Annotated in this window: 27 protein-coding genes; 15 read left to right on the top strand and 12 right to left on the bottom strand. The window is 47.7% G+C overall.

Annotated features, from left to right (window positions below; translation table 11 throughout):
• Both CHH53_RS01565 and CHH53_RS01560 read left to right on the top strand, forming a co-directional pair.
• Positions 1–1,071, top strand: a 1,071-nt coding sequence (locus CHH53_RS01565) for a SulP family inorganic anion transporter (protein ID WP_095214368.1), incomplete at its 5' end; no start/stop codon positions are given.
• A 211-nt stretch (positions 1,072–1,282) separates the two neighbouring features.
• Positions 1,283–3,460, top strand: coding sequence for a processed acidic surface protein (locus CHH53_RS01560; RefSeq protein ID WP_095214367.1), 2,178 nt, complete (start codon positions 1,283–1,285; stop codon positions 3,458–3,460).
• A gap of 148 nt (positions 3,461–3,608) precedes the next feature.
• Here CHH53_RS01560 and uvsE read toward each other — a convergent pair whose 3' ends face one another.
• Positions 3,609–4,565, bottom strand: coding sequence for a UV DNA damage repair endonuclease UvsE (gene uvsE, locus CHH53_RS01555; RefSeq protein WP_095214366.1), 957 nt, complete (start codon positions 4,563–4,565; stop codon positions 3,609–3,611).
• A 194-nt stretch (positions 4,566–4,759) separates the two neighbouring features.
• Between uvsE and CHH53_RS01550 the strand changes: the two genes are divergently transcribed.
• The 5 genes from CHH53_RS01550 to CHH53_RS01530 all read left to right on the top strand — a co-directional run bounded on the left by CHH53_RS01550 (position 4,760) and on the right by CHH53_RS01530 (position 8,716).
• Positions 4,760–5,272: a DUF4178 domain-containing protein gene (locus tag CHH53_RS01550; RefSeq protein WP_095214365.1), complete on the top strand. Its 513-nt coding sequence runs from the start codon at positions 4,760–4,762 to the stop codon at positions 5,270–5,272.
• Positions 5,273–5,297: 25 nt separating this feature from the next.
• On the top strand, positions 5,298–5,966 hold the full coding sequence (locus tag CHH53_RS01545; protein WP_095214364.1) for a PspA/IM30 family protein: 669 nt from the start codon (positions 5,298–5,300) through the stop codon (positions 5,964–5,966).
• 94 nt (positions 5,967–6,060) lie between these two features.
• Positions 6,061–6,711 carry a DUF4247 domain-containing protein gene (locus CHH53_RS01540; RefSeq protein ID WP_095214363.1) on the top strand — a complete coding sequence of 217 codons (651 nt, stop codon included), beginning with the start codon at positions 6,061–6,063 and terminating at the stop codon, positions 6,709–6,711.
• Between the two features lie 31 nt (positions 6,712–6,742).
• On the top strand, positions 6,743–7,138 hold the full coding sequence (locus CHH53_RS01535) for a DUF350 domain-containing protein (protein ID WP_095214362.1): 396 nt from the start codon (positions 6,743–6,745) through the stop codon (positions 7,136–7,138).
• A 27-nt stretch (positions 7,139–7,165) separates the two neighbouring features.
• Positions 7,166–8,716 (top strand): polyamine aminopropyltransferase, encoded by a 1,551-nt coding sequence (locus CHH53_RS01530; RefSeq protein ID WP_233134757.1) that lies wholly within the window; start codon positions 7,166–7,168, stop codon positions 8,714–8,716.
• Here CHH53_RS01530 and CHH53_RS01525 read toward each other — a convergent pair.
• Complete coding sequence (locus tag CHH53_RS01525) at positions 8,710–9,153, bottom strand: Lrp/AsnC family transcriptional regulator (protein ID WP_095214360.1); 444 nt, start codon at positions 9,151–9,153, stop codon at positions 8,710–8,712. The genes CHH53_RS01530 and CHH53_RS01525 overlap by 7 nt on opposite strands.
• A gap of 214 nt (positions 9,154–9,367) precedes the next feature.
• Between CHH53_RS01525 and CHH53_RS01520 the strand changes: the two genes are divergently transcribed.
• From CHH53_RS01520 to aguB, 3 genes are all read left to right on the top strand, one after another.
• Positions 9,368–9,979 (top strand): YitT family protein, encoded by a 612-nt coding sequence (locus CHH53_RS01520; protein WP_233134755.1) that lies wholly within the window; start codon positions 9,368–9,370, stop codon positions 9,977–9,979.
• 255 nt (positions 9,980–10,234) lie between these two features.
• Positions 10,235–11,266, top strand: coding sequence for an agmatine deiminase family protein (locus CHH53_RS01515; RefSeq protein ID WP_095214359.1), 1,032 nt, complete (start codon positions 10,235–10,237; stop codon positions 11,264–11,266).
• A gap of 5 nt (positions 11,267–11,271) precedes the next feature.
• On the top strand, positions 11,272–12,147 hold the full coding sequence (gene aguB, locus CHH53_RS01510; protein ID WP_095214358.1) for an N-carbamoylputrescine amidase: 876 nt from the start codon (positions 11,272–11,274) through the stop codon (positions 12,145–12,147).
• Between the two features lie 239 nt (positions 12,148–12,386).
• Here the strand turns inward: aguB and CHH53_RS01505 are convergent, their stop codons facing one another.
• From CHH53_RS01505 to CHH53_RS01490, 4 genes are read right to left on the bottom strand one after another with little or no spacing between them, the layout of a single operon-like run.
• On the bottom strand, positions 12,387–13,286 hold the full coding sequence (locus CHH53_RS01505; protein ID WP_095214373.1) for a glycine betaine ABC transporter substrate-binding protein: 900 nt from the start codon (positions 13,284–13,286) through the stop codon (positions 12,387–12,389).
• A 19-nt stretch (positions 13,287–13,305) separates the two neighbouring features.
• Complete coding sequence (locus tag CHH53_RS01500) at positions 13,306–14,055, bottom strand: ABC transporter permease (protein ID WP_095214357.1); 750 nt, start codon at positions 14,053–14,055, stop codon at positions 13,306–13,308.
• 13 nt (positions 14,056–14,068) lie between these two features.
• A complete protein-coding gene (locus CHH53_RS01495; RefSeq protein ID WP_095214356.1) occupies positions 14,069–15,040 on the bottom strand; it encodes an ABC transporter ATP-binding protein in 972 nt (323 codons plus the stop codon).
• 13 nt (positions 15,041–15,053) lie between these two features.
• Complete coding sequence (locus tag CHH53_RS01490) at positions 15,054–15,737, bottom strand: ABC transporter permease (RefSeq protein WP_233134752.1); 684 nt, start codon at positions 15,735–15,737, stop codon at positions 15,054–15,056.
• Positions 15,738–16,145: 408 nt separating this feature from the next.
• Here CHH53_RS01490 and CHH53_RS01485 point away from each other — a divergent pair, with 408 nt between their 5' ends.
• The 3 genes from CHH53_RS01485 (at position 16,146) to CHH53_RS01475 (ending at position 19,043) form a co-directional block, all read left to right on the top strand.
• On the top strand, positions 16,146–17,165 hold the full coding sequence (locus tag CHH53_RS01485) for a PTS sugar transporter subunit IIC (RefSeq protein WP_095214355.1): 1,020 nt from the start codon (positions 16,146–16,148) through the stop codon (positions 17,163–17,165).
• A 96-nt stretch (positions 17,166–17,261) separates the two neighbouring features.
• Entirely contained in the window at positions 17,262–18,209 is a 948-nt protein-coding gene (locus CHH53_RS01480; RefSeq protein ID WP_233134751.1) for a bile acid:sodium symporter family protein, read from the top strand.
• Positions 18,210–18,299: 90 nt separating this feature from the next.
• Entirely contained in the window at positions 18,300–19,043 is a 744-nt protein-coding gene (locus CHH53_RS01475) for a ZIP family metal transporter (RefSeq protein WP_095214354.1), read from the top strand.
• 194 nt (positions 19,044–19,237) lie between these two features.
• Here the strand turns inward: CHH53_RS01475 and CHH53_RS01470 are convergent, their stop codons facing one another.
• From CHH53_RS01470 to CHH53_RS01450, 5 genes are all read right to left on the bottom strand, one after another.
• Positions 19,238–20,566, bottom strand: coding sequence for an ABC transporter substrate-binding protein (locus tag CHH53_RS01470; protein WP_095214353.1), 1,329 nt, complete (start codon positions 20,564–20,566; stop codon positions 19,238–19,240).
• A 19-nt stretch (positions 20,567–20,585) separates the two neighbouring features.
• A complete protein-coding gene (locus tag CHH53_RS01465) occupies positions 20,586–21,398 on the bottom strand; it encodes a carbohydrate ABC transporter permease (RefSeq protein ID WP_095214352.1) in 813 nt (270 codons plus the stop codon).
• The gene (locus tag CHH53_RS01460; RefSeq protein ID WP_095214351.1) at positions 21,395–22,318 is read right to left on the bottom strand and encodes a carbohydrate ABC transporter permease; all 924 of its coding nucleotides are present in this window, start codon (positions 22,316–22,318) and stop codon (positions 21,395–21,397) included. The genes CHH53_RS01465 and CHH53_RS01460 overlap by 4 nt, the downstream gene beginning before the upstream one ends.
• Positions 22,315–23,439, bottom strand: a complete 1,125-nt coding sequence (locus CHH53_RS01455; protein WP_095214350.1) for an ABC transporter ATP-binding protein — start codon at positions 23,437–23,439, stop codon at positions 22,315–22,317. Before CHH53_RS01455 ends, CHH53_RS01460 begins: the two co-directional genes overlap by 4 nt.
• Positions 23,440–23,623: 184 nt before the next feature.
• On the bottom strand, positions 23,624–23,875 hold the full coding sequence (locus CHH53_RS01450) for a GlsB/YeaQ/YmgE family stress response membrane protein (RefSeq protein ID WP_095214349.1): 252 nt from the start codon (positions 23,873–23,875) through the stop codon (positions 23,624–23,626).
• A 267-nt stretch (positions 23,876–24,142) separates the two neighbouring features.
• On the opposite strand from CHH53_RS01450, the gene CHH53_RS01445 reads away from it, so the two are divergent.
• Positions 24,143–24,955 (top strand): glycerophosphodiester phosphodiesterase, encoded by an 813-nt coding sequence (locus CHH53_RS01445; RefSeq protein ID WP_158221447.1) that lies wholly within the window; start codon positions 24,143–24,145, stop codon positions 24,953–24,955.
• Between the two features lie 88 nt (positions 24,956–25,043).
• On the opposite strand, the gene CHH53_RS17470 is transcribed toward CHH53_RS01445, so the two are convergent.
• Complete coding sequence (locus tag CHH53_RS17470; protein ID WP_198946012.1) at positions 25,044–25,184, bottom strand: hypothetical protein; 141 nt, start codon at positions 25,182–25,184, stop codon at positions 25,044–25,046.
• A 196-nt stretch (positions 25,185–25,380) separates the two neighbouring features.
• Between CHH53_RS17470 and CHH53_RS01440 the strand changes: the two genes are divergently transcribed.
• Complete coding sequence (locus tag CHH53_RS01440; RefSeq protein ID WP_038563668.1) at positions 25,381–25,707, top strand: MerR family transcriptional regulator; 327 nt, start codon at positions 25,381–25,383, stop codon at positions 25,705–25,707.
• The last annotated feature ends 437 nt before the right edge of the window (positions 25,708–26,144 follow it).

Here is a 26,144-nt window from a genome sequence, read left to right as displayed (position 1 = left end):
GCGGCCGTATCCCTTGCTGCCATCCTCCTTACGCCGAAAATCCTGCCGAAAGTACCGGGAGCGCTAGTGGGGCTGATTTTATCGACGATTGTGGCTGTGCTCTTTTTCCAGGGACAGGTAGCAACCATCGGCAGTGTATATGGCGATATACCGAGCAAGCTGCCGCAGCTTCAGTTACCTGAGGTTACATTGGACAAGATCATTTACCTGCTGCCCTCTGCGATCGCTATTGCCTTATTGGGAGGAGTGGAGTCGCTTTTGTCAGCGACAGTCGCTGATAATATGGCCAAAACCAAGCACCACAGCAACCGCGAGCTAGTCGGGCAGGGAATAGCGAATATTGCCGTTCCCCTCTTTGGTGGCATTCCAGCAACAGGCGCGATTGCCAGGACCGCAACGAATATAAGGAACAACGCCTACTCGCCTGTCTCCGGAGTGGTGCATTGCATTTTTGTCCTGGTCATCCTGCTTCTGTTTGCGCCGTATGCTTCGGCAATCCCGCTTGCCAGCATGGCCCCGATTCTTATGGTTGTTGCCTGGAATATGAGCGAGCGCAAGGAGGTCGCCCATATCATCCGGATGCGTACATTTGATTCATTCATCCTGATTGTGACCTTTGCGCTGACAGTGCTTGCCGATCTGACAGTAGGTGTCGGCTGCGGCTTGCTGCTTGCCTTTGTCGTTTTCGTCAAACGGATGAGCACAGTGCTCTTTGTGAAAGATGAACAAATCCATGTCCAGGAAACCGACGGTGTGCGGATGTGGAAATTCGAAGGACCTTTATTTTTCGGATCCACGGATATCCTGGAGGAAGTGGTGGAAAAGACAATGGAGGAGGAACCAGACTCCCTCATCCTTGATTTACAGAAGGTTTCCTATATGGATACATCAGCTGAAGCGGCTTTGCATAAGCTCGTTGATCATTATGAAACCGCCGATAAGCAACTGCTCTTTCTCGGTGTGCATGGCCAGCCGGAACGATTGCTTCATAAAACCGGCCTGCTTGCCAAGGTTGGGGAAGAGTATACTGTGAGCAAACGGGAGGAAGCGGTCCGAATATGTACCTCCTAAAAATCGCAAAAAGAGCGGAAAGCAAGCGGCTCCCATCCTTCCTGTGGGGCTGCTTGCTTATTTTTGTTCCCTTACCGGAAGAAGCAGGGTGCCGGAATAGATGCATAAGCTGTTAGTTTGGGGATTGGTCGATGTATACCGATTCCTTTATGTTTTAGGATTCTTACCGATATAAAAGATAAGAGTCTACCTAGTGAGAGGGATATTGCAGATGAAGAAGCTATTCTTGAAGCAAAGTGTATGTGCTTTGCTGTTGGCAGGTTTGATTTCCCAGATTCCAATTGGGAATGCGTATGCAGAAGAAGAACAGCAAATGGTCGTCGTTTATGAAAACGAACAAGGTGAAAAAGCCATTCAGGACAGCGGTGCTGCAGTGGAGGAGCAATATGGCCACTTATCAGCTGCTGCAATATCTGCAGATACAGAAACAATCGATGAATTGAAGAAAGACCCTGATATCAAGTATGTGGAACCAGATAGTAAAATCCGTATTGCGGATAATGGCGAAAGCCAGCCTTCGCAGGCAGCGGCCCTGGAACAGTGGAATCTTGCATCCATACATGCTCCTATGGCTTGGGAAGATGGGCTGACGGGCAATGGGGTGAAGATAGCCATCATGGACAGCGGTATTTATCCGCATGACGATTTAGAAATTGCCGGAGGTTTTTCGGCTGTCGATTATACAACATCTTATGAAGATGATGAGGGCCATGGAACCCATATAGCCGGCATCATCGGAGCAAAGCATGATGGACAAGGCATAGACGGCATAGCACCCGATGCGGATCTTTATGCGGTCAAGGTGCTGGACCAGAACGGTGAAGGATATCTTTCCGATCTTTTGGAAGGAATAGACTGGGCTATTGCGCAAAACATGGACATCATTAATTTGAGCATGGGAACGGCGGATAAAAGTGACGCGCTGGAGGATGCCGTAGACAAAGCTTATCGAGCCGGTATTTTGTTGGTGGCAGCAAGCGGAAATGAAGGAGCGGGACATCCAGTTGATTATCCTGCAGCTTATGAGCCTGTCATTGCGGTATCCGCTACCGATGAAAACAACGATATCACGTCGTTTTCATCGGTCGGGGATGAAGTGGAGTTTGCAGCTCCGGGAGCAGATATCCCAAGTACATTACCAGGCTCCGATTACGGAATGATGAGCGGGACCTCGCAGGCAACTTCCCATGTCACCGCCATGCTTGCCATTTTGAAGCAGCAGTTTCCGGCTGATACTAATGCACAATTGCGGCAGCTCCTTCAGCAATATAGCATGGATCTTGGCCAGGAGGGCCGTGATGGACTGTATGGTTATGGGATGATTCAATACCCTGCACCAGAAAGTGATGACGGAATTGTACCAGGAGGGACGGAAGGAAACAGCTCCCAAGATGATGTGAAAGAAAATGTTCCGACTGAGGATTTACAGGCACTTGCTGATGAAGTTGGCATGACATTGGAAGAATTGGAAGATTTGTTTGCGGCGAACGGCTTGGATTTATATAGCTACCAAAACATGGGCGAAATCTATCACGTCATGTATCAAGACGTTAATCAAGTTTCTGTCTATCTTCTATTGGAGAAAATCGGATTGAAGCGAGAGGAGCTTGATCGGCTGCTTGCTGCTGATAGTGTGACGCTGGCCGACTTTGCAAGTTTGGAAGAACTCGCGGACTATGTCTCCGTTACAGGCAGCAAGGACTTTGACGCGTTTTGGGAGGAGGCATCCTCTGCTTTCCAAGAGATAGGCATGAGTGAAGAGGAGGGCAGAAATCTATATGATCATCTGGAGTCCGTGCTGGGCAGCGTTTCGGATGACACTATCGCGGGGATCGAGTCACTGCGTGATCGTGCAAAGGGTATAGGTGATTTGGGCAGCCTCGATGATCTGGAGGATGGACAGAGAAGTGAACTGGTATCTTTGTGGCATGACTTCCTTGCACTATTCCAACTCAAAGCAAAGTTCCATCTTATTGAAGGTGATAAGGAGACGGAAGTGACGGCCGAGGAGCTTTCCCGGCTGGCCGATATTGGTGAACAGACCCTGCGAGTGGAATTGTATGATACTAAAGATGGATTTCTGTTGGATCTTTCCTTCGATGGCAGGCAATTGGAACACGTATCGGCAGGCTCTCCCGAGGAAGCAAAACCTGACGTGGTGCCTGCTCAAAAGGGCGAGGAACCAGAAAGGGACGCCGGAGAAATCAAGCTTACATATAAGACGGCAGAAAGTGCGGGGCAAGGGTCGGAGAAAAATCAAGCTCATCAAGATCCCGAAGGACAACGCCTGCCAGATACAGCTTCTCTGATCGGTAATCTAGTGACAGCAGGTCTGACCTTGACTGCAGCTGGTTTCATTCTGTATGCACGGAACCGATATACGAAATAGCGTAACAGGAACGACAAAGCTGACAATCCGCCGGCAGTGCGATCTTGAGTGGATTTCTCAGGATCAAAGGATAACCTGGATAGCAAATTGACAGCTTCTGAAACAATAATCAGTTTTAAAAAGGCATTCCGCTATGGAATGCCTTCTTTCATAGTTCAACTGCTGCTTCGCCGATTCGCTTTACGCCTCGAATACAGGAAATATCCTCTGCCAGCCGCAGTGCTGCCTTGTCCTTCTGTTTTGCTTCAATCATGAAATCCAAGGATTGGCCGATATCCTTCAGATGCTTGATCAGCGGCATCAGAAATTCCGCATCTACATAATCAGCGTGACTGCGATATGCGTTCTCTGATTTAGGGGAAGAAACATGGATTTTCGGCACATGCTTGCGGTTTTGCCATGTAGCCATGAAGCGCGGGAGGATTTCCTCCAGGGGCTCCCTTTCTGTGTGATTTGCCATGTAGTGGTGAAAATCGAACATCATTGGTATCCGATGCCTTTCACACACTTTCAGCGTTTCGGCTGCTGTGTAGGTTTTATCATCATTTTCCAATGTCATTTGCGCTTTGATCGGTTCAGGAAGCTGCTTGATGTTTTCCTGGAATCGTTCCAACGCCAGCTCTTTGTTTCCGTACGCGCCTCCGATATGGATATTGATATATGCTTCCTCTTCTAATCCCATTGCAGTCAGCATATTGTAATGGTATTGCATATCTTTGATGGCATTTACCGTGATATGCGGTTTATCGCTTGTAAAAAGGGTAAACTGATTCGGGTGAAAGCTCACTCGGATGCCGTGATCCCGTACCAGCCGTCCGATTTCTCCGTACAAGTCGGTAAAGGGTGAAATATAATCCCACCCTGCTTCTTCATGGGTGGCCAGCGGAGCAAGCGAAGAAGAAAAACGGTAGAGGTTGATCTGATGGGCGATATTATAATGAAGGATCCGGGTTGTACGTTCCAGGTTTTCCTTTGTCAGTGCGTGCAGTTTGGCTTTCCGCTCATCGTTTCCGAGTCTGGACCACCTGGCGAATGTCATGGTCTTCGCCGGGGATGCTTCATATAAATTCAAGGCAGTTGCTGCATAGCCGAAGCGGATGATCATACAATCATCTCCTTTGTGACGATCTAAAGCTATGTTCCCCTTCTTTTGACATCGATAATCCTGTTTTGGAATAGTAAGTCCATGCATGTCCGGCTGTACACCTGTATAATTAGAAACAAGCAGGAAAAAAGTTTGGAACCTTTTGAATCCCTGCCCGTATAAGAAGGTACAAGATAAGAGGATGGTGAAAGGTTTTGGGTATTCTTTCCCGTATATTCAAGAAAAAAGCTCCTGAGCGTCCTGCTGTGAGGGAACGTAATGCACTTTCCATCCAAGTGGGGGACATTGTCGAATATGACTTGGTCACGTATGAAGTAGTCGGCAAAATCACATCCCGCCAAGGGAACTATGAATGGTTTGACTATCAGCTGGTGGAAGGGGATACAACATTGTGGCTCTCCGCGGAAATGGATGATGAATTGGAGCTGGGTATATATAAAAAAATCCCGCTTTCGGTGTCAAAACCATATCCGAAGCAGTTATCGTACGAGGGCCGGACTTACTACCTTGATGAGCAAGGTGAAGCGCGAGTCGTCGGGGAAGGAAGAAGTCGTAATGTGAATGGCTCCATCGTTCATTTTGCAGATTATTATGATGAAGATGAAGAGCATTTCCTTGGTCTTGAGGGCTGGGGAAGTGAAATAGAGGTCAGCTACGGCTATGAAATCAAACCGCGTGAAATCAAAATAATTGCGGGTTCAAATTAAAAGATCAAAGGAGAGAATGAATAGTATGTTCAAATTTTTTAATCGTGTGAAGACAGTCGTAAGCTCTGAATTGAATGCAATGCTGGATAAAGCCGAAGATCCGGTGAAAATGCTGGATCAGTTCATGCGTGATATGGAAGCGGATATCAGGGAAGCGGAAACTGCCGTTGCAAAACAGATAGCCAATGAAAAGATGCTTAAACGCAAGTATGATGATGCCAAGGCGATGGCTGATAAGCGTCAGAAGCAAGCAGAAACAGCTGTCGAAGCAGGTAATGATGATTTGGCTCGCCGTGCCCTGGAGGATAAGCAGACACATCAGCAGACGGCTGATACACTTTATGCATCCTGGGAGCGTGCATCCAGCGATGCAGCTGCCATCCGTCAGAAACTGGATGAAATGAAAAAAGAATACGCAGAAATGAAACTGAAAAAGGATTCCTTGAAAGCACGTGCTGAATCTGCCAAAACACGCACGAAGATGAACCGCACCATGTCCAGTATCGGCAGTGATGAGTCACGCAGCGGCTTCGAGCGTATGGAAGAAAAGGTGCTGCAGTATGAGGCAGAGGCGGAAACCAGCGAGGACCTTTCCAAATCGAATCGCTCCCTCGATGATGAATTCGCTGCTTTGGAGAAAAATGGCGTCGACGATGAGTTAGCTGCCCTTAAAAAGAAAATGGGCAAAGAGTAAGCAGCCAAAGCCATCGGCAGGCTGACCCTTGCGTGAAGCAAGGGTTTTCGTCTGTCTGCTGTACATAAGAAAAAGGGAGAAGGGAGGAGCTTTCATGAAATATTGGCTGGCGGGTATCTGCCTGTGTTTTGTCCTCATCCTGGCTGGCTGCGGTAGTTCCGGTGATCAGTCTGCTTCTGTCAGCGATATACCTGATGAACCGGATAAGGAAACAGTCACCTCAGAATTTGAAAATAGTGCAGGGGAATCGATCGAGACATTGATAGACAATAACTTCTATTTGCTCGATGTTGTTTCAGGAGATAGAAGCACCAGCGCAAATGTCTATGCAACGCGCCTTTATTCAGTGGACGAATTAGAAGAGCTGTTTAAGCAAACAGAAGGTCCTGATGAGATCAGCGATAAGAAAAACGGACAGCAAATCATGATTTATGATGATGTCTTCATCACGCTGAAACCTAGTGAAGAAGACGATGATGTCACCTTGATCGAAGTCGCGGACCGCAACTTTGTGCGCGAAAACTACTCACCGAACTATTTAAATACATTCTTTACATTTGCGCTGTTGAACTCCCTTTTTGGCAGCAATTGGAGCCAGACCAGAATGGATACTTGCCAGAACGGCGGGTGCTACGGAGGCTATACGTCGACATATCGGTCGGATGATGGCAGCGGCGGCACAGGAAGCACTGTACGACGCGGTACATCCAGCTATCGCGGCGGAGGGCCGGATGCAGGTAAATAAAGATAAACCATAAATAAGGAGGCATAGATTCATGAATCCATTTCTATCAACGTTTTTGTATTTTGCCATTGCGGTTGTAATCGTCATCATCGGTCTTATCATCTTTGAGCTGATCACGCATAAGTACCGGGACTGGGAGGAAATAGAAAAGGGCAACACAGCGGTGGCGTTGTCGATTGGCGGTAAGGTCATCGGGATCTGTCTTGTATTATCATTCTCCATTTATCACAGCAGCGAGCTTTGGGAAACGCTTATCTGGGGGGCTTATGGTGTCGTTCTGCAGATGGTAGCCTACTTCGTATTCGAAGGGGTGACGAGGCGTTTCTCTGTCCAATCCAAGCTGAAAGAAAACAATATCGCTGTCGGAATCATTTCCTTGGCAGTTTCAGTCGGACTTGGATTCGTCATCGGTGCATCCATTACGTAAGTTAAAAGCGGTTCGGAGATGAAAGAGATGCAAGAGAAAGTATCGAATAAAACGTCATTCATATATTGGGCTTCAGGTATCGTTTCGATTTGCGGTATCATTTTCGAAGTCTTATTCGGGGCCCTAGGGTCCTATATTCTCGGAGATGGTGTGAAGCAATATACACTTACCATCTCTTTGTTTTTGACTGGTATGGGGATCGGTGCCAGCGTCAGCGAACGGGTGACGAAGCGGCTGATCCTGGCATTCATTTATATCGAATTCTTCGTGGCCTTGATCGGGGGATTCTCCAGTTTTACCATGTTCGGAATCACGGCCTATACTCCTGATGGAACAGATGCATTCTATCTATATTTCGTGACGCTTATCGTCGGGGCGCTCACTGGGGTGGAGCTGCCGATCCTCATCCGTAAAGCGAATGAGATCGGAGAGACGCTCGGCCGAAGTACGGCACGCGTCCTATTCAGTGATTATGCGGGGGGACTGATCGGCGGGCTGCTTTTTGCCTTCCTGCTGCGCCCGCAATTCGGTATCGTCAAATCGGCATTTTTAGTCGGACTTGTCAATTTGGCAGTGGCGCTCATCGTTCTCTGGCTGTTTCGTGCGGAAGTGAAGCGCGTTGCCTTGCATGCCGCCGTCGGGATCGTCATTGGAATCATGCTCATCCTTGGTGTCTTTTTCGGGGAGGAGACTGCATTTTCCTTCGAGCAGAAGCTGTACGAGGATCCGATCATTCATATGGAACAAAGCCAGTATCAAAATATCATCCTTACCCAGGATGGAGATGATCTGCGGCTGTATTTGAATGGCGGCTTGCAGTTCAGCTCGTTCGATCAGCATCGGTACCATGATGCACTCGTCCATCCGGTCATGTCCCAAGCCAAGCAGCATGATCATGTGCTGATTCTTGGCGGAGGGGATGGTTTGGCTGCGAATGAAATCTTGAAGTACGATGACGTCCAGGATATCACGTTGGTCGATCTCGACCCTGCAGTGACCGAATTGGCGAAGACGGAGCCGAGACTGCTAGATCTGAATAATAGATCTTTATTAAATGATAAAGTGACCATCCATAATCAGGATGCCTTCAACTACTTGAAGGAGACAGATCGGATGTATGATGTCATCATCGTGGATTTGCCCGATCCGAATGATGAGAGCTTGAACAAGCTTTATACCGAAGAATTCTACTCATTGGTACGCAATCATATGAATCCCGAGGGAGCGATGATCGTCCAAGCGACCAGCCCGGTGTTTGCGACCGAGTCTTACTGGACGATAGACGAAACCATTCGTGCAACAGGACTGGAAACGGAAAATCTGCATTTGGATGTGCCGAGCTTCGGTAATTGGGGCTTTGTCATGGCCAGCAGAAACCCGATCGATCCGGATGAACTGGAAGTCACGGTACCCACGGAATATTTGAAAACGTCCATGATTCCAGGCATGACTGAATTCGGCAAGGATGAAGATAGGGAAATCACCAATTCAGATGGGGAAACCGTGTCACTGCGGCCGAATACATTGGTCGATCCGCACTTGATCGAGATTTACCAGCAGGAATGGAAGCATTACTGATCATCTCTTGGCAGGAGGGCTCGATAAGCCACCGGAGAGGTCAGTACTGTGGATGTATTGAAAGCACCATATGGAATCAGCCGGTCGATTAATTCACGCATGCCGTTCATGTCGGGGACGGCTGCTTTCAATAAATAATTGATCGGCCCGGTCACCCGATGGCATTCGAGCACTGCTTCTTCTTTGGCAATCAAATTTTCAAACTCCAAGTGGGAAATCTTCAATTCACTGACCTGGATGAACAGCAGGATATCCAGGCCCACCTTCGCATGCGCGACACGGGCAGTATAATGCTCGATGACACCGCGTTCCTCGAGCCTAGCCATCCTCTCTGAAACACTCGGTCTGCTCAGGGCCAGCTTTTTGGATAACTCGCTGATTGTGATACGGCCATCGTGCTGCAGCAATTCCAGTAAAGCGCGGTCAATGTGGTCCATGATTCGCCTTCCTTTCACATTGCAGGTAATCCCTGCATATAATTTTCATTATGAATCTCAATATGAAGTATTGCCTGCAAAAATCTATTCATTTCTCATGTTATTTATTCTAACATAGAAAGTGAATTAACAGGATGTCGTGATTTATGACCGCCCATATCACGATCGTGGGCTTGTTTCAACATGGATTCTGACTCGGAGAGGAGCAAATCATTTGCTGCAAAAGTATTTGAAAATCGTCCTTGGCTGCTTCCTGGCAAGCCTAGGCTTGTATATGCTGAAAAACGCAGAGCTGGTGACAGGAGGAACGGCAGGACTTTCATTGGGATTATCCTATCTGCTGGCCTTGCCCTTTGGTGTCGTATTCTTTATCGTCAATATTCCATTCTACATCTTTTCATTCATCAATATGGGGTGGCGCTTTACGGTGACTACAATCGTATCCGTATCGATCCTGACCTTGTTCTCGTTCCTTCATCCGTTATATCCCGCTATCGAACTTCCAGGCATTGTCGCAGCTGTCGGGGGCGGCTTGATCGTAGGATTCGGCTTGATTATTTTATTCATGAATCAAGCATCGCTGGGAGGAGCGAATATCCTCGCCTTGTTCCTGCAAAAGCGTTTCGGAACAAACCCAGGAACAATCAACTTCATTTTTGATTTTTGCGTCGTGATGGTAAGCCTTTATTCGGTAGGTCTTGTCAAAGGCATCTATTCCGTTGCTTCCATTGCGGTGACATCATTTGTCATCAGTTACTTCAAGGAAAAGTTTGCAAAGCCTTTGCCAAAGCCAAATACAGCGCCAGTTGCCCAAGCAGCCGAATGAACGAAGGAGAAATCCTTCGTTTTTTGAATTGGCCGGGGAGGGGGCGAATGGATGGAGAATGCTTGAAAGCATCCGCAGCTTGTATTTCTGCTTCGCTGATTATTCGAATCTACGAGCAACCTTATAGGAATGCGAGCAGTTATTTTCTGGAATTCATCATAAATAGACTTCTTACTGATTGTTGTTGAGGTGCTTTTGTTATATGATATTCCGGAAAGTCTGTTTTAAAGAATCTATGATAAAGAGTGATGATGAATGGAACAACATTTGACATATACGATGCCTCCGGAATGGGAGAAGCATGAGCGTACACTGATTAGCTGGCCGGTAAAAGATTCCATGGTGTACCCGGAGGATTGGGAAGCTGTTTGTAAAGGTTATGCGGAACTGATCCTGGCTATCGCGGAATTCGAACCGATTACGGTATTGGTGAACGCAGAGGATCAAGATGCAGCGTCTTCTTATGTGGGACAAGCTGAGAATGTGACATTGCTTGAAGTCTCCCATAATGATGCATGGCTGCGTGATAATGGTCCGACATTCGTCCGGGACGAAGCGGGCAAGCTGGCAGGTGTGAACTGGCGTTTCAATGCATGGGGAGAGAAGTATTTCCCATGGGATCTGGATGATGCGGTGGCTCCTGCGGTCTTGAGCCACTTAGGCATTCAACAATTGGATGCTCCATTGGTATTGGAGGGCGGATCCATTCATGTGGACGGGGAAGGCACCCTGATCACTACCGAGGAATGCCTTTTGAACCCGAACCGCAATCCTGATCTGTCCAAAGAGGATATCGAGGCTTATCTCCGTCGATATCTTGGTATTGAAAAAGTGATTTGGCTTAAACGCGGTGTTGCTGGAGATGAAACAGACGGACATGTCGATAATATCGCTTGCTTCGCGGCACCTGGTAAGCTGCTGCTGCAGGTGACAGATGATCCAGACGATGAAAATTATGAGATTACGCAGGAAAACCTGCGGATCCTTGATGAGACGAAGGATGCCAAAGGCCGTCAAATCGAAGTCATCGCAGTCCAGCAGCCGCCGAAGGCCACTTGGAATGACACGCGTTTGACATTGAGCTATATCAATTTCTATTTTGTGAATGGCGGCATCATCCTTCCTGTGTTCGGCAATACTGCCGCAGGAACAGATGAACGGGCGATCAAATTGCTTCAGGAGCAATTCCCGGATCGCCGGATCCGTACGATTGATGGACTGGCTATCATCAAAGAGGGCGGAAATGTGCATTGTACGACACAGCAAATGCCCGCAATAAAGGAGTGAATCGATTGAGAAAAGTAACCGTGGCTGCCACACAGATGGCTTGTTCTGGTGCAGTGGAAGAGAATATCGCCAATGCCGAGAAGCTTGTCCGCCAAGCTGCTGCAAAAGGCGCGAATGTCATTTTGCTGCAGGAGTTGTTCGAGACACCTTACTTCTGCCAGAAGGAAAAGCCTGCTTATTATGCGTATGCAACAGAGCTGGACCAGAACAAAGCGGTGCAGCATTTCAAACAGGTGGCAAAAGAGCTTGGTGTGGTACTCCCGATCAGCTTTTATGAGAAAAAGAATAATGCAAACTATAATACAGTCGCTATGATCGATGCAGACGGATCTGTACTTGGCATCTACCGGAAAACACATATTCCCGATGGACCAGGCTATGAGGAGAAATATTATTTTTCACCTGGGGATACTGGTTTCAAGGTATGGGATACGAGATTCGGAAAAATCGGTGTCGGTATTTGCTGGGATCAGTGGTTCCCGGAAGCTGCTCGCAGCATGGCGCTCCAGGGAGCGGAAATCCTGCTATATCCAACAGCGATCGGCTCAGAGCCGGAGGATGCAAGCATCGATTCGAAGGATCATTGGCAAATGTGCATGCGCGGTCATGCAGCAGCCAATTTGGTGCCTGTCTTGGCATCGAATCGGATCGGAGTAGAGTCGGATGATGATTCGTCCATCACATTCTATGGTTCTTCCTTCATTGCTGGACCGCAGGGGAATTTGCTTAAGGAAGCAGGACGTACAGAAGAAGAAATCCTAATGGAAACATTCGATCTGGATGAACTCGCGATGCAGCGAGTGGAATGGGGTCTGTTCCGTGACCGCCGTCCGTCGATGTACCGCAATCTCCTGAGCTCCGATGGCTCGACAATCATATAAAACAAAAGCTGCCGGCTAGTCCTGGCAGCTTTTTTTAATGGCGCATCATGACAGCAACGCCTGCTATACATAAACCAGTCCCGATCTGTCTCGCAGTTACATCCAGATTAAGTAACCGCGCCAATTTCGGCAAGTCCTGCAAAATGATGATAGATAAGAAGATGATTTTATCCCCTTGTATGTAATACCCATACCGCAGCTGAAATCAAATAAAAACGACCCTTGTCAGGGTCGTTTCATCAGTCCTTGAGCAGATCATTTGCCTCGAGGAAGTCCTTGGCTACACGTTCTACACTCTTTTGCTCAATATCCACTTGGTAGTTCAATTCACGCAAGGTATCCTCTGTCAGGGCCTTCTGGAGCGGATCCAGCAATTCCGTCAGCTCCGGATATTCATCCAGCGTTTCTTGGTTGATGGTAGCAGCATAATTGTAGGAAGGGAAAAACTTCTGATCATCTGCCAATATTTTCAGATCCATTGATTTAATCTGCGGATCCGTTACAAATGCTTGGGTGACGTCGATTTCATCGTTTTCCAATGCTGTGTAATAAAGACCTATTTCCATTTCGCGGATATTGGAAGGAGGCACATCGAATCCATAATATTCTTCTAATCCAGGCATCCCATCTCTCCGATTCCTGAATTCCGTCTCCATGCCGAATCGGAGATCCTCAGGATTTTCTTTCGCATAAGCTGCCAAGTCACTTAAAGTTTCAATGCCTAATTCATCGGCTTCTTCCTGCTCCATGACGAGTGCATAAGTGTTGTTGGCATCGGTCAAGTTTGTCCAAGCCACGCCGTTCTTCTTATCCAATTCCTTAACCTTTTGCATCGCCTCGTCTTTATCCGCTATCGGCTCTTGATCCAAATAGGTGACAAGTGCTGTACCAACATACTCCCATGTCATATCCACCTGTCGAGTCTCGATTGCTTGACGCATGGCAGAGGAGCCTAGATTTTGAATTTCTTCGACATTATAACCGTTATCCTCCAATATGAAGGCTGTCATTTTGGCTATCACGAGCTGCTCAGTGAACGTTTTCGCTCCGACGGTAATGGTTTTCCCGCCAGGGTCGCATGAACTTAGCACGACTAATAAAGCCGTCAATAAGGCGAATAGGGTCAATCTTTTTTTCATCGATTCAGGTATCCTTTCTTTACGGATTTTGTGCTTTTCTGGCAAGCCGGAGTCCTTTTGGCACCAAGGCGAACTGCAGCCACTTGAATAGATAATCAATCACGATGGCAAGCAGTGTGACGGGAACGGCTCCGGACATCAAAAATGCATTATCGAAAAGGCGGATACCTGTGAAAATCCATACACCCAGGCCTCCTGCACCGACTAGGTAAGCAAGTGCAGCGGTTCCGATATTGATGACCAATGCGGTCCGAACCCCCGCTATGATCGAGGTGAGTGCATTTGGAAGCTCGATTTTCCAAAGAATCTGTGTATTCGTTAGTCCCATCCCTTTGGCTGCATCTTTCATATTGTCATCGACAGAGTCGATGCCGGCAATCGTGTTTTGCAAGATTGGCAGCAGGGAGTAGAGGAATAAGGCAACGATGGCTGCGCTGATTCCGATACCCAGAAACCCCATGGCAAGTGCAAGCACAGCCAGGCTCGGAATCGTCTGACCAAGATTCGCAATGCCGACAATCAGCCATTCCGATTTGCGGAATCTAGGACGTGTGACAAAGATACCCAGTGGTACAGCGAGCAGCACTGCAGCAGCTCCTGAAAGGAGTACGATCGTGATATGCTCACCAAGCAAGCGCAGGAAAGTATCCGGCTGTTCCGCAATCTTACTGAACATATCATTGGCGAATGCCCAAACAAAGAAGGCGATGAGGAGCGCCCAAAAGATAAGCTTGATGATCAAAGCGATGGTTTTATTTGTCCGTTCCATGATCAAAGCCCCCTCAGACGCTCTCCTTGATCTCACGGTGCAGGAACTGCTCGATCAAGTCCAAAGTGATACTGCCTTTACGCGTACCATTGTCGTTTTCCACGATTAATTGATCCGCTTCCTGGTTTAAGATTTTCGAGATGGCCACACGCAGGGAAAGATTCTCGTTGATATTCTGAGAATCAGGAGACTCCAGCACAGGCTTTAATGTCAAGGCATCAGCCAAGTCTTTCACTGTATACAGGCTCATGCTTTTCAGCACGCGGTCCTGACCGACGAACTCTGCGACAAAGCTGTTGGAAGGTTTGTTCAGCATCCTTGCTGGTTCGGCGTACTGCATCATCTTCCCGCCTTTGAGCAAGGCGATTTTATCTGCCATCTTGACGGCTTCATCAATGTCATGACTGACAAAAAGGATCGTCTTCTTGAGCTCTTTTTGAATTTGCAGGAATTCCTCCTGAAGGTGTGTGCGGATGATCGGATCCAGGGCTCCGAACGGTTCATCCATGAGCATGACCGGCGGGTCGGCAGCCAAGGCGCGGGCTACGCCTACGCGCTGCTGCTGACCTCCGGAAAGCTCATGCGGATATCGTTTCCGGTATTCATCCGGCTTCAAGCCGACGAGCTCCATCAACATGTTGAAGCGATCGCGCATTTTCTTTCTGTCCCAGCCCAGCAGGTTGGGCACAATCATGGCATTGTCTTCGATATTCATGTTGGGGAATAGTCCATTGGATTGAATGACATACCCGATATTACGACGCATTTCTATCTTATTGGAATGCCGTACGCTTTTGCCATTGAGCATGATGTCGCCATCCGTGATGCTCTCCAGCTGGTTCACCATGCGAAGCAAGGTCGTCTTTCCGCAGCCGGAAGGACCCAGCATGATAACCAGTTCACCATCTTCGACTGTAAAATTCATATTTTCAATAGCCTTTACATTGCCGTTATATACCTTTGTTACATCGTTGAAATGAATCATAATGTCACCCTTATTATTTTTTTACACCCTTAGGCGTAAATAGATTTTCGATCAGACGCAGGAACAAATCGGCAATCAATGCCAAAATCGCAACCGAGATGGCACCTGCCAATATCATTGTATTATTGGTGCGAAGTATCCCTTGGTAAATGATACCTCCAAGACCCCCTGCACCAATCAGCGTAGCAATGGCACCGACACCGATATTCAGGACAGTGGCAGTGCGGACTCCGGCCATGATCAATGGCAGGGCGTTTGGAAGCTCCACTTTGTAAAGACGCTGGAAAGTAGTCAGGCCGATACCGTTGGCGGCATCCCGTATATTGGGATCTACATTGCTGATTGCTGTGTAAGTATTCCGGATGATCGGTAGCTGTGAATAGAGAACAAGTGCAATGATAGCCGGTAAAGTACCGATTCCTTCGTTGATGAGTGAAAGAATTGGAATCATGATTCCAAATAATGCGAGGCTTGGAATAGTCATCATGATGGAAGCAATTTGAAGAATGGTTGAGGCTGCGTATCTATTGACGGAGCAATAGATACCTAATGGGACGCCAATCACAATGGCAATGATGATTGCTGAACCGACAAGCTTGATATGGTCCCATGTATATCCGAGTATGAATGTAAAATTAGTTGTAAAATAATCGATTAAATCTGTAATGGGAGGGCACCTCCTGAATTTGTCATGCAAAAAGCTCTTGTCAGGCTTTTGCTACCTATTGTTATACCCAGATAAACCAACATCCTAACATGAAAGTATAGCCATTACAAAGGCTGGTTCAACTTATAATACGGAGCATTGAAGAGGAAATAAGAGGAATACAGCCTTAGGGATGGCTGAGGGTATTAAATAAAGGAATTTCCTGTTCGACAGAAGGCGGGGACTTGGCTTAATGAAATTTAAAATAACTGAAAATTAAATAATATTACTAAAAATATATTTACTTCTCCCCAAAAAGGGTGGTAGTATATCTAAATACTAATATGTACTCATTAAAAATGTACTAGCACATAAGGAGTCACGCCCTTATGTGAAAAGAGAGAATGCAAAGCTGAGTAGTCAGAATTGAATGACTATTCAGGAGAGGGAGCGGGAAGAATGAAGGAATATTTTATCGAGCGAATGTACAAAGCATCACAAGGAATGGCAAATGCAGTCCTCGTGACCCTCGGTATTGGTTTATTGATGGAAACCTTTGGTGAGTTTCTGAACTGGCCGACATTGATTGCTGTCGGTACAGTCGCGAAAGCATTGCTGGCACCAGCTTTAGGAGCGGGAATCGCTGTTCAGCTGGGCGGCAATACACTGGTCGTCTTCAGTGCGATGATCAGTGCGACAATCGGCGGTGCTGCAATGACTGTCGGCGATGACGGCTTGCTGACATCGATGGTGTCCGGTCAGCCGATCAGTGCTGTCCTTGCGGCGGTGGTCGCTACCTTTGTAGGAAAGAGGGTAGCAGGGAAGACACCACTTGATATGATGGCCATCCCATTTGCGGCGGTATTTGTGGGGGGTATTGCAGGGGCGGGTCTTGCAGCTGTGACAACACCGTTACTGACATGGATGAGCGGACAGATTGCCAACTCTGTTTCTGGTTCACCATTGCTTGCATCCATCGTCATTTCGTTGGTATGGAGCATTCTGTTGATGACACCAGCATCATCGGCGGCATTGGCGATCGCCTTGCAGCTGGATCCGGTATCCAGTGCTGCAGCATTGATTGGCTGTACTGCCCAATTCGTCGGATTCACTTTCATGAGTATCCGTCAGAATGATCTCGGTGGTTTCCTGGCACAGTTTGTCATTACACCGAAAGTACAATTCCCTAACTTGATCAAGAATCCAGCACTTGTCATCCCGCCATTCGTCGCTGCTGTCGTATGTGCTCCGATTGCGACAGTGCTGCTAGGTTTTACGACATCCTATGAACTGGCAGGTTTGGGCTTAAATTCATTCATTGCGCCGCTTAATATTCTGGCAAGCCAAGGCGTGGAAGCTTTCTTGATTTACTTGGCAACAGGTGTCATCCTGCCGCTGATCATCTCGCTTGGACTTTATCATGTCATCAAATCAATCGGATGGGCCAAGGCCGGCGACCTGCGCATGGAAATCCAATAATCAGGGCCGCAGCTGTGAAGCTGCGGTTTTATCATGCAGTTTTACATAATATTGATATACTGAAGGGAGATAAAATAAGAAAGAAGGATATCCTTCATGAATCATCTGAATCGTGTACTCGCACGATATATGCCTTTCCTGACTCCGCTCAGCGTAGTGGCAGGCATCCTTCTCGCTGATATCCTGCATCACGGGGAATCACTGGTTCCTTGGATTTTTGCTGGCATGACCTTTGCCGGAAGCTTATCAGCCGATTTCGGCAGCCTGCTGCATGCAGTTAAAAAACCAGGACCGATGCTGCTAGCTTTTGCCGTTCTTCATTTCATCATGCCTTTGCTGGCTTTTGGCCTTGGACATCTTTTCTTCCCGGGGGATGTGTACACCATTACAGGCTTTGTGCTGCTCACAGCCATACCCACTGGTATCACCGCATTCGTTTGGGTTGCAATGCAGGAAGGGGATATCGGTATCACTTTATCGACCATCTTGATCGGGACCTTGATTTCCCCTATGCTGGTGCCGATGATTCTGCATGTCCTTGTTGGCGGTGATGTACAGCTTGAGGTACTGCCGATGATGGAGGATCTGCTGTGGATGATTGTCGTTCCTTCGCTAGCAGGCATGCTTGTCAATCAATTTTGCAGCAAGCAGCTCACAAGCACGTTAAGTACAAATCTTGCTCCATTCTCAAAGATAGGCCTGATAGCGGTGGTATCCATTAATGCGTCCGTAGTGGCTCCTCAACTAAAAGAGATGGATTTGACTGTCATGGGAATTGTGCTGCTCGTTTTTTGTTTGTCCTTTGGCGGCTATCTGCTTAGCTGGTTTCTCGGAAAGTCATTTGGGTATGGGAGGCAGGAGATAGTCAGTGTCACCTTCATCGGGGGGATGCGGAATATCAGTGCAGGTGTGGTGCTGGCTGTAAGCTTCTTCCCGGCTCCTGTCGCCATACCGGTAGTGATCGGAATGCTGTTCCAGCAGGTTTTGGCTGCCGTATTCTCCAGCCTTTTGAAGAAATATGAACCACAGCAAGCTGCTGCTTGAACGAAGACCGTCTGTGCGGTCTTCTTTTTTGTGTTTACTTTTCAATCATTTAGGCAATGCCTCTAACATGACATGGAAAGGAGGATGCTTATGTGGGAAGCGTTGCTTTGGGGCGCCATTGCAGGTTCAGCTAGTTTGATTGGAGCTGTCTTGCTAATGCTCATCCCGGTAAAAAAGCGGATCATCGGCTTTATCATGGCCCTTGGTACAGGGGCATTGATTGGTTCCACCTCTTATGAATTACTGGAGGAAGCATATGAAATCAGCGGAGGCTTGCAAGAAGAGGCAATAGGTTTTCTTGGAGGAGCAATCATCTTCACTATATTGGATATAGTCATTTCGCGAAGAGGCGGGAAAAATCGCAAGCGGACACGTTTGCATGAGACGCATAATAAAGAGGATAAGGGTTCGGGATTGGCGATCTTTGCGGGAACCGTGATGGATGCCATTCCGGAATCAGCCATGATCGGTCTAAGTTTGGCAAGTGGAGGGGGTGCCAGTACAGCATTGATTGTTTCGATTTTCATCAGTAACTTTCCAGAAGGTCTTTCCAGCACTTCCGGTATGCAAAGCAGCGGTTATTCAAGAAACCGAATCCTTTTGATGTGGTTGGCCGTAATGATGATATCAGCACTCAGTGCACTTGTCGGAGCAGTGCTGCTGCAGGATACCAGCTCCAGTACAAGAGCAATCCTCAATTCGTTTGCAGGAGGAGCGATCATTGCAATGGTTGCTTCCACGATGGCGCCCGAGGCATATGAAGAGGGAGGCCCGGCTGTGGGTATCGTGACAGCAATGGGAATGTTTGTCGCCTTCTCTCTTGCGCATGTTTAGGGAGTGTTCAAGAAGGGGAAATAAGAACCAAAGAATGGAGGCGTTTCAATATGAAAAACCTTGTTCGGAAAGCGATTAAGTATGGACCGGTCGTCTATCCAATCGTCAAAAAGATAATCAATAAAAGGAAAGCCAAGCGCTCAGGCAGGGCTTCATATTAAAAAACGTGAGAGCATCTGCTCTCACGTTTTCTTTTATCTGCTCCTGCTGCCTTTCTCGAGTGCGGTATCCACTTCAGCTGCAGCTTTGTCCAGAGCGGTTTTCGGGTCTTCACCTTGATAAAGGCTTTCCATGCCGGTTACAATTTGCTGGCGTGCCTCAGGGAAAATGGAGATCAAAGCGCCTTGCGTAGCTGTGCTCGGAATCGTGTCATGAAGCTGATCCACTGTAACTTTCAATTGCGGATACTTCTCCCATTCCTGCTTGACGATATCTTCCTCGTAAGCTGCTGGATTGATAGCAAAGTAGCCTGATTCCACATGCCATTTTGCCTGTACTTCCGGTGTGGATAGGTACTTCATGAAGTCCCAGGCGGCTTGCTGCTGATTTTCATCGATATCCTTTGCCATCCAGAGGGAAGCACCGCCGATGATGACGCCTTGCGGATTGACATCGTCAGGGTGAGGCAGGTATGCAACGCCCACTTCGAAATCAGCGTTATCGACAAGCCCTTTGATACCTGCCGAGGAATCCAGCATCATCGCCATTGTGCCGGCCTGGAAGGATGCGCGCATATCATCCCAGTTCTGACCGCTATTGTAATACGTGCCTGCTTCGTACATATCACTGATCAATTCAAAAACTTTCTGCCCTTTTTCATCATTGAAAGCAGCCTTCGTTGCTTCACCTTCGCGTCCATTTTCGTTATTGACATACATACCGCCTTGCGTTGCAAGCAATTCCTCGAAGAACCATCCATAGTTCAGAATGGATAGACCATACTGCGTTGTCTTATCGCCTTCTTTGATTGTCAGCTTTTCGGCAGCTTCCTTCAATTCGCTGTACGTGCGAGGAGCTTTCTCCGGGTCCAGGCCTGCTTCCTTGAATGCATCCTTGTTGTAGACAAGGACCGGGGTGGAGGAGTTGAAAGGCATGGAATACTGCTCGCCGCCGACTTGATAATAGGAGGAGATATTTTCTTCCCATTGGGATGTGTCGTAGTTTTCTTCATCGATGAACTTTTGGACGGGCTGGATATTCCCGCTGTCGATCATCTGTTTCGTACCAGCTTCGAAAATCTGTGTGACCGCCGGGGCATCTGCGGTTCCAGCCACGGTTTTCAGCTTTGTCAGTGACTCCTCATAAGAGCCTTGATAGACCGGTTTAACCGTATATTTGTCCTGTGAGCTGTTGTATTCATCCACGATTTCATTGATGCTGGTTTCCAATTCCCCGCCCATGGCATGCCAGAAGATGATTTCTGTCTTGCCATCCTCCGTTGTGCTGCTTGCAGAATCGGTTCCGGAACAAGCGCTGAGAAATAGTACGAATAAAACAGATAACCCTGCTAATAGTCTTTTCATCATACAACCTCTTTCGTTTTTATTTGATTGCACCTTGCGTCAGACCTTTTTGCAGTTTTTTCTGTCCAGCGAACAACAGCAGCAGGGTAGGAAGGATCACGATGACAACGCCGGCCATCACGATTCCCCAATCAGAGGCTATTTCCTGTGTTTGCAGCTGCTTAAGGCCGATTTGGACAGTTCTAGACGATTCAGTATTGGTGACCAGGAGCGGCCAAAGATACATATTCCAGTTAGTGAGAAAGCTGTAGATGCCCAAAGTGATCAAGCTGGATCTGCTGACCGGCAGGATGACATTCCAGAAGAAGCGGAATCTTGAAATACCGGCAACCTGGGAAGCTTCATACAGTTCCTGGGGGATGGTCTTGAAATGCTGGCGCAATAGGAAGGTTCCGAATGCCAAGGCAAAGAAAGGAACCGTCAAACCTATATAGCTGTTTGTCCACCCAAGATTTTGCACGGTCATGAAATTTGGTACCATTGTCGCTTCCCACGGGATCATCATCGTGGAGATGAACAGGAAGAATAGAAAGTCCCTGCCTTTGAATTTCATGAAAACAAAGGCGAATGCTGCCAGGCTGCTTACCAAGAGCTGCCCGAACATGACGATGGCCGATGTGACGAAGCTGTTGATCAGATATGTCAGCAGCGGCACTTTTTCGAATACTTCCAAGTAGTTATCCAGGGACAGGCTGCTTGGGAGCAGCCTGCCGTCCAGTACTTCTCCGCCTTCCATGAAGGAAATGCTGAAGGCGTAGAATATCGGAAACATCATCACGGCGGCACAGATGACAAGGACGGTATACAGGCTGATGCGTTTTGCGATGATCATTGATAATGCACCTTCCTTTCACCCAGCTTGAACTGCAGGACTGTAAGCAGCAGGACACAGAAGAACAAAATGACTGCCTGGGCACTCGCTGCCCCGACATCATTATTGATGAATGCGTCCTTGTAGATGGAATAGACGACGACATTCGTCGATTCCACCGGACCGCCTTTTGTAAGGATATCGATTTGTCCGAATGTCTGGAATGCATTGATGAGTGATACGGTCACGATGAAAAACAGTGTAGGTGATAACATCGGCAGTGTAATGCGGCGGAGCTGATAAAAATAGCTTACGCCGGCTACTTTCGCATTCTCATAAAGATGTGGGTCGATATTCTGCAATCCGCCAAGTATGATCAGATAGGCAAAACCAGTATTCATCCAGATCGTCGATAGGGAAACTGCCAGCAGAGCATAATCGGGATCCTGGAGCCATTGGATTGCAGGAAGGCCCAGCCATTCGGCAATTCTGCTGAATACACCGATCGAGGGATTGTACATGAACATCCATATGACGCTGGATGCTGCAACGCTCATTCCCATTGTCGAGGAGAAAAGGGTCCGGAAGAAGCCGATTCCCTTCATCTTTTCATTCGTCAGCAATGCCAGGAACAGCGCCAGCAGAATTCCGGCGGGGACGGTGTACAGGACGAAAAGGATCGTTGCTTTGACGCTGCTGCGGAAACTGTCAGAGCCAAGGATATACTGATAATTCCCAAGGCCGGCGAATTCGAATGGGCCCATCTGGTCAGCCAGGAAGAAGCTCAGATAGATGGTTCGGAACATGGGGTAGAAAACGAATACCCCGAACAGGATGATGGAAGGAAGCAGGTAAAGCCAGCCTTCCAGGAAGGCGAAAGGGTTCCGTTTGGGACGTTCCTCATGAGAAGGAACTGGCTGCAGGTCCCGCGCGGCGTTCATCTGAGCACCTCCCGAGCAGCTTGCTTCGGCTGTCCGTCATTCGCTGCCCAAAGGAGCCGGCCGCTGTCCTTTGAAAAAAGATGAATTGCGTCCAAGTCAAAGCGGATAGGAATCCTGTCTCCGACAGAGAACTGCCATTGTCCGTTCCATCTGGCGATCCATTGTTCATCGGCATCATCAAGCGTGAATGCTATGAGGGTTTCTGTGCCGAGTATTTCGGTGTTGACGACCTCCGCTACGGCGTCTGCTTGTTCCGGAGCGGAAAACAGGATGTGCTCGGGCCTTATTCCGATTTGGACATTTTTCCCTGAGGTACTTGTATTTCCTTTCATCGGATTCGGCAAGATGCATTGCGGGGACAGCGTGATCCTGCTTGGTGACACATTTGCTTCCATGACATTCATGGCAGGTGATCCGATGAAGGTCGCGACGAAGGTATTGGCAGGATGATTGTAAATATCGAGCGGTTTGCCGATTTGCATCGGTACGCCTTCATGCAGGATCATCATCCGGTCTGCCATCGTCATTGCCTCGGTCTGGTCATGTGTGACATAAATCATCGTGATTCCCAGTTTCCGCTGTATCTGTCTGATTTCCGAGCGCATCCTGGTACGCAGTTTTGCATCCAGATTGGATAGGGGCTCGTCCATCAGGCAAAGAGGGGCTTGGGTCACGATGGCCCTGGCCAAAGCGACCCGCTGTCTTTGACCGCCGGATAATTCCCGCGGTTTGCGTTTCAGGTAATCTGTCAAGCCAAGCATATCAGCAGCTTCCAGACAGCGGCGCCTTTGTTCCTCGCGTGAAATCTTCTTTGTATGTAAGCCGAAAGTGATATTCTGTTCCACATTCAAGTGGGGGTAGAGGGCATAATTCTGGAAAACCATGGACAAATCCCGCTTATTCGGTGGGGCCTCATTCATCCGCTTGCCATTCACGAATAAGTCCCCGCCTGTAATCTGCTCCAGACCGGCAATCATGCGCAGTATGGTGCTCTTCCCGCAGCCAGAGGGACCGACAAGGACGAAGAACTCTCCTTGCTGCAGCTGCAAATCCACTTGATTGATTACATTTTTCTTTCCGTCGTATGACTTCTTCAATCCCGCCAGCTCAACATGTGTCATAATCTGCTCCTTTCTGAAAATTCATCTATACTATAACGAGTGAAAATTGAGCTATTGTGAAGTGGAAATAAAAAAGCGTTTACACGGAGGCAGGAAATGAGCTTTGTTTTTACAAAGCTCATACATTCGGGCAATGAAAAAAGGACTTGCAGGTCATATGACCTGCAAGTCCCTTCATGTTCTGTTACTTTTTGCGCATTCCGCGTAAAATGAGGCTCAACACGAAAACAAAGATGATGGCGCCAATCAAGGCCGGGATGATGGCCATACCCGCCAAGTCAGGGCCGAAATCGCCGAAAATCAGTCCGCCCAACCAGGCTCCGATGATACCGGCGATGATATTTCCGATGATGCCTCCCGGAACATCACGTCCAAGGATCAATCCGGCAAGCCAGCCGATGATACCGCCGACGATGAGATATAAGATGAAACTCATGATAACTACCTCCAGAATTATTGTTGTATTGTGCTGTACTACTAGCATTCCCTAAGTATGCAATCTGCAAACGTGGCTTGTGGCGCCTTTGTATGTTTACATGTTCTTAAGATAAGCTGCATCATTCTAAACAGCAGCTCAACATCCCCTTAATAAAAAGCCTTTATATTGAAAGTACAAGAAAATAAGGAAAGATCACTGTCCAAAGTTCGAAGATTACGATCTTACGAAGATTACAATCCAGATAACCCCAGGGAGATGATCCGAATGACAAATCAGTTTAGTCCATCGTACGAGTCCGTAACCACTAAATCCCTCGATAGTCAGTCCGTTCACCGAAGTATCATGCCTGTTATCGCACATCGCGGTGCTTCTGGATTCGCGCCCGAGAATACAATTGCTGCTTTCGATTTGGCTCTGGAGATGAACGCTGACTTTATTGAGCTGGATGTACAAATGACAAAGGATGGCCAGCTTGTCGTCATTCATGATACATCCATCAATCGTACAGCAGCCAATGCACCGTCAGAGACTGTATTTGTTAAGGACCTTACCTTTGCTTCCTTGCAGAATTATGATGTGGGCGCAGGATATGATTCTGTATATGAAGGGCAGCGTATCCCGCTGCTGGAGGATGTGATCAGACGGTATAAGGGGAAGACAAAGTTCCTCATTGAACTGAAGTCCCCTGAACTCTATGACGGAATAGAGGAAGCTTGCGCAGAATTGCTGGAGCGATATGAATTGGCCAATGTCTTGCATGAAGAGGTAATCCTGCAGTCATTCAATTTTGGATCGGTTGCTTATCTTTCCCAGCTGCTGCCATATGTGCCGCTTGGCGTGCTGACGTCAAGAAGTGCCGATCTTACCAATCGCAAACTTGATAAGCTTGCTGCTTATACAGATTATGTGAATACACATTTCACCAATGTGACGCTGGACGATACATTGGTTAGTAGGATCCATTCACGCGGAATGCGTATCATGCCATGGACGGTCCGGGCACCGGGGGAAGTCCAGCCGCTGATCCGAGCAGGTGTCGATGGTATCATCACAGATTATCCGAATTATGTGAAATGAGAAAAGGAGACCTATTTTGAACTGCCTCCCCAAAAGTTTTGGTAACTTCTGGGGGGCACACCATTTTACGGGTCTCCTTTTGCATGTATCATCTATTCTGAACGAGTCGAAGCAATTCGAATGCTTTATCCCCAGCGAGTGCTGCGAGATCTTCCCAGCACTCATCGCGCTTCAGGTCGAGTTCCACAATCTGTTTGGCTAAATCAAGGGCTTCCTGATCATATGCCACGTGCAAGACGCTCCTTTCCGGTATCTCTTTTTGCTGTTACGTTCAGTATACGTATATCCAAATTGCCATGCATCAAACATGTAAGCGATGCTGACGAACTTTTTTGTTGTTTGTTAGGTTTCCTTACATAATACTAGGATGAATGGAAAGTTGCGGTATAATGTTAAGTAACAGCACATGGTGATGAGGTGAACAGATGAGTAATGAGCCTTCTTATAAGAACAGGAAAGTGATCACAATCGGCATTGTGAGCGAGCTGACTGGTCTGACTGAACGCAAGATTCGTTATTACGAGGAACGCAAGCTCATTTTTCCGGAACGTTCAGCGAAGGGAAATCGCAAGTACTCTTTTTCGGATGTAGAGCAATTGATCGAAATCGCCAACAAAAGGGAAGAGGGTGTGCAAACCTTCGAAATTCGTCAGCAGATGCTGAGAGACAAGAGGAAGGAAGCGGAACGGGAAAGCCGCCAGCAAATGCTGCGTGGTCAAATCAATGCCCGCTTTGGCATACAAAGAGAATAGCTGTGTGTACGTATGTGTTGGGAGGCCTTGTACACAGGAGAGCCGGATGTCTGACATCCGGCTCTTGTTCATCTTTTCCGGCTATGGATGAATTTTTTATGCGCTCCTTGACGCTGATGCATATTTAGGATGAACCGACCATTCGCGCAGGAATTCAGGGGTGATTCTTTTGCCTTTTCGCTCTTCCGCAAATATATCAAATTTATGATAATAGTAGTCATATCGGAGAGCGGATTTCAGGATGGACATGAAAAAGAAGCGGGATCCTGTCGCTCTTTGGGAATTGATCAATCGCTCGTTTGATGCCGTACATGAATCGTTGCGGAACCATACAGCCAAACAAATCCCATTATCTTTTCGGATGACGGGACTACCAGGGAAACGGGATAATTTTTCTATTATTTTTGAAATTATATTGACAACGTTTGGATTGGGAG

Origin of the sequence: Terribacillus sp. 7520-G (genome assembly GCF_002271665.1) — a bacterium.
In the GTDB taxonomy this organism is placed as follows: Bacteria; Bacillota; Bacilli; order Bacillales; family Amphibacillaceae; genus Terribacillus.
The sequence above is the reverse complement of the archived record's forward strand: the minus strand, read 5'-3'. Positions and strand labels throughout refer to the sequence as shown.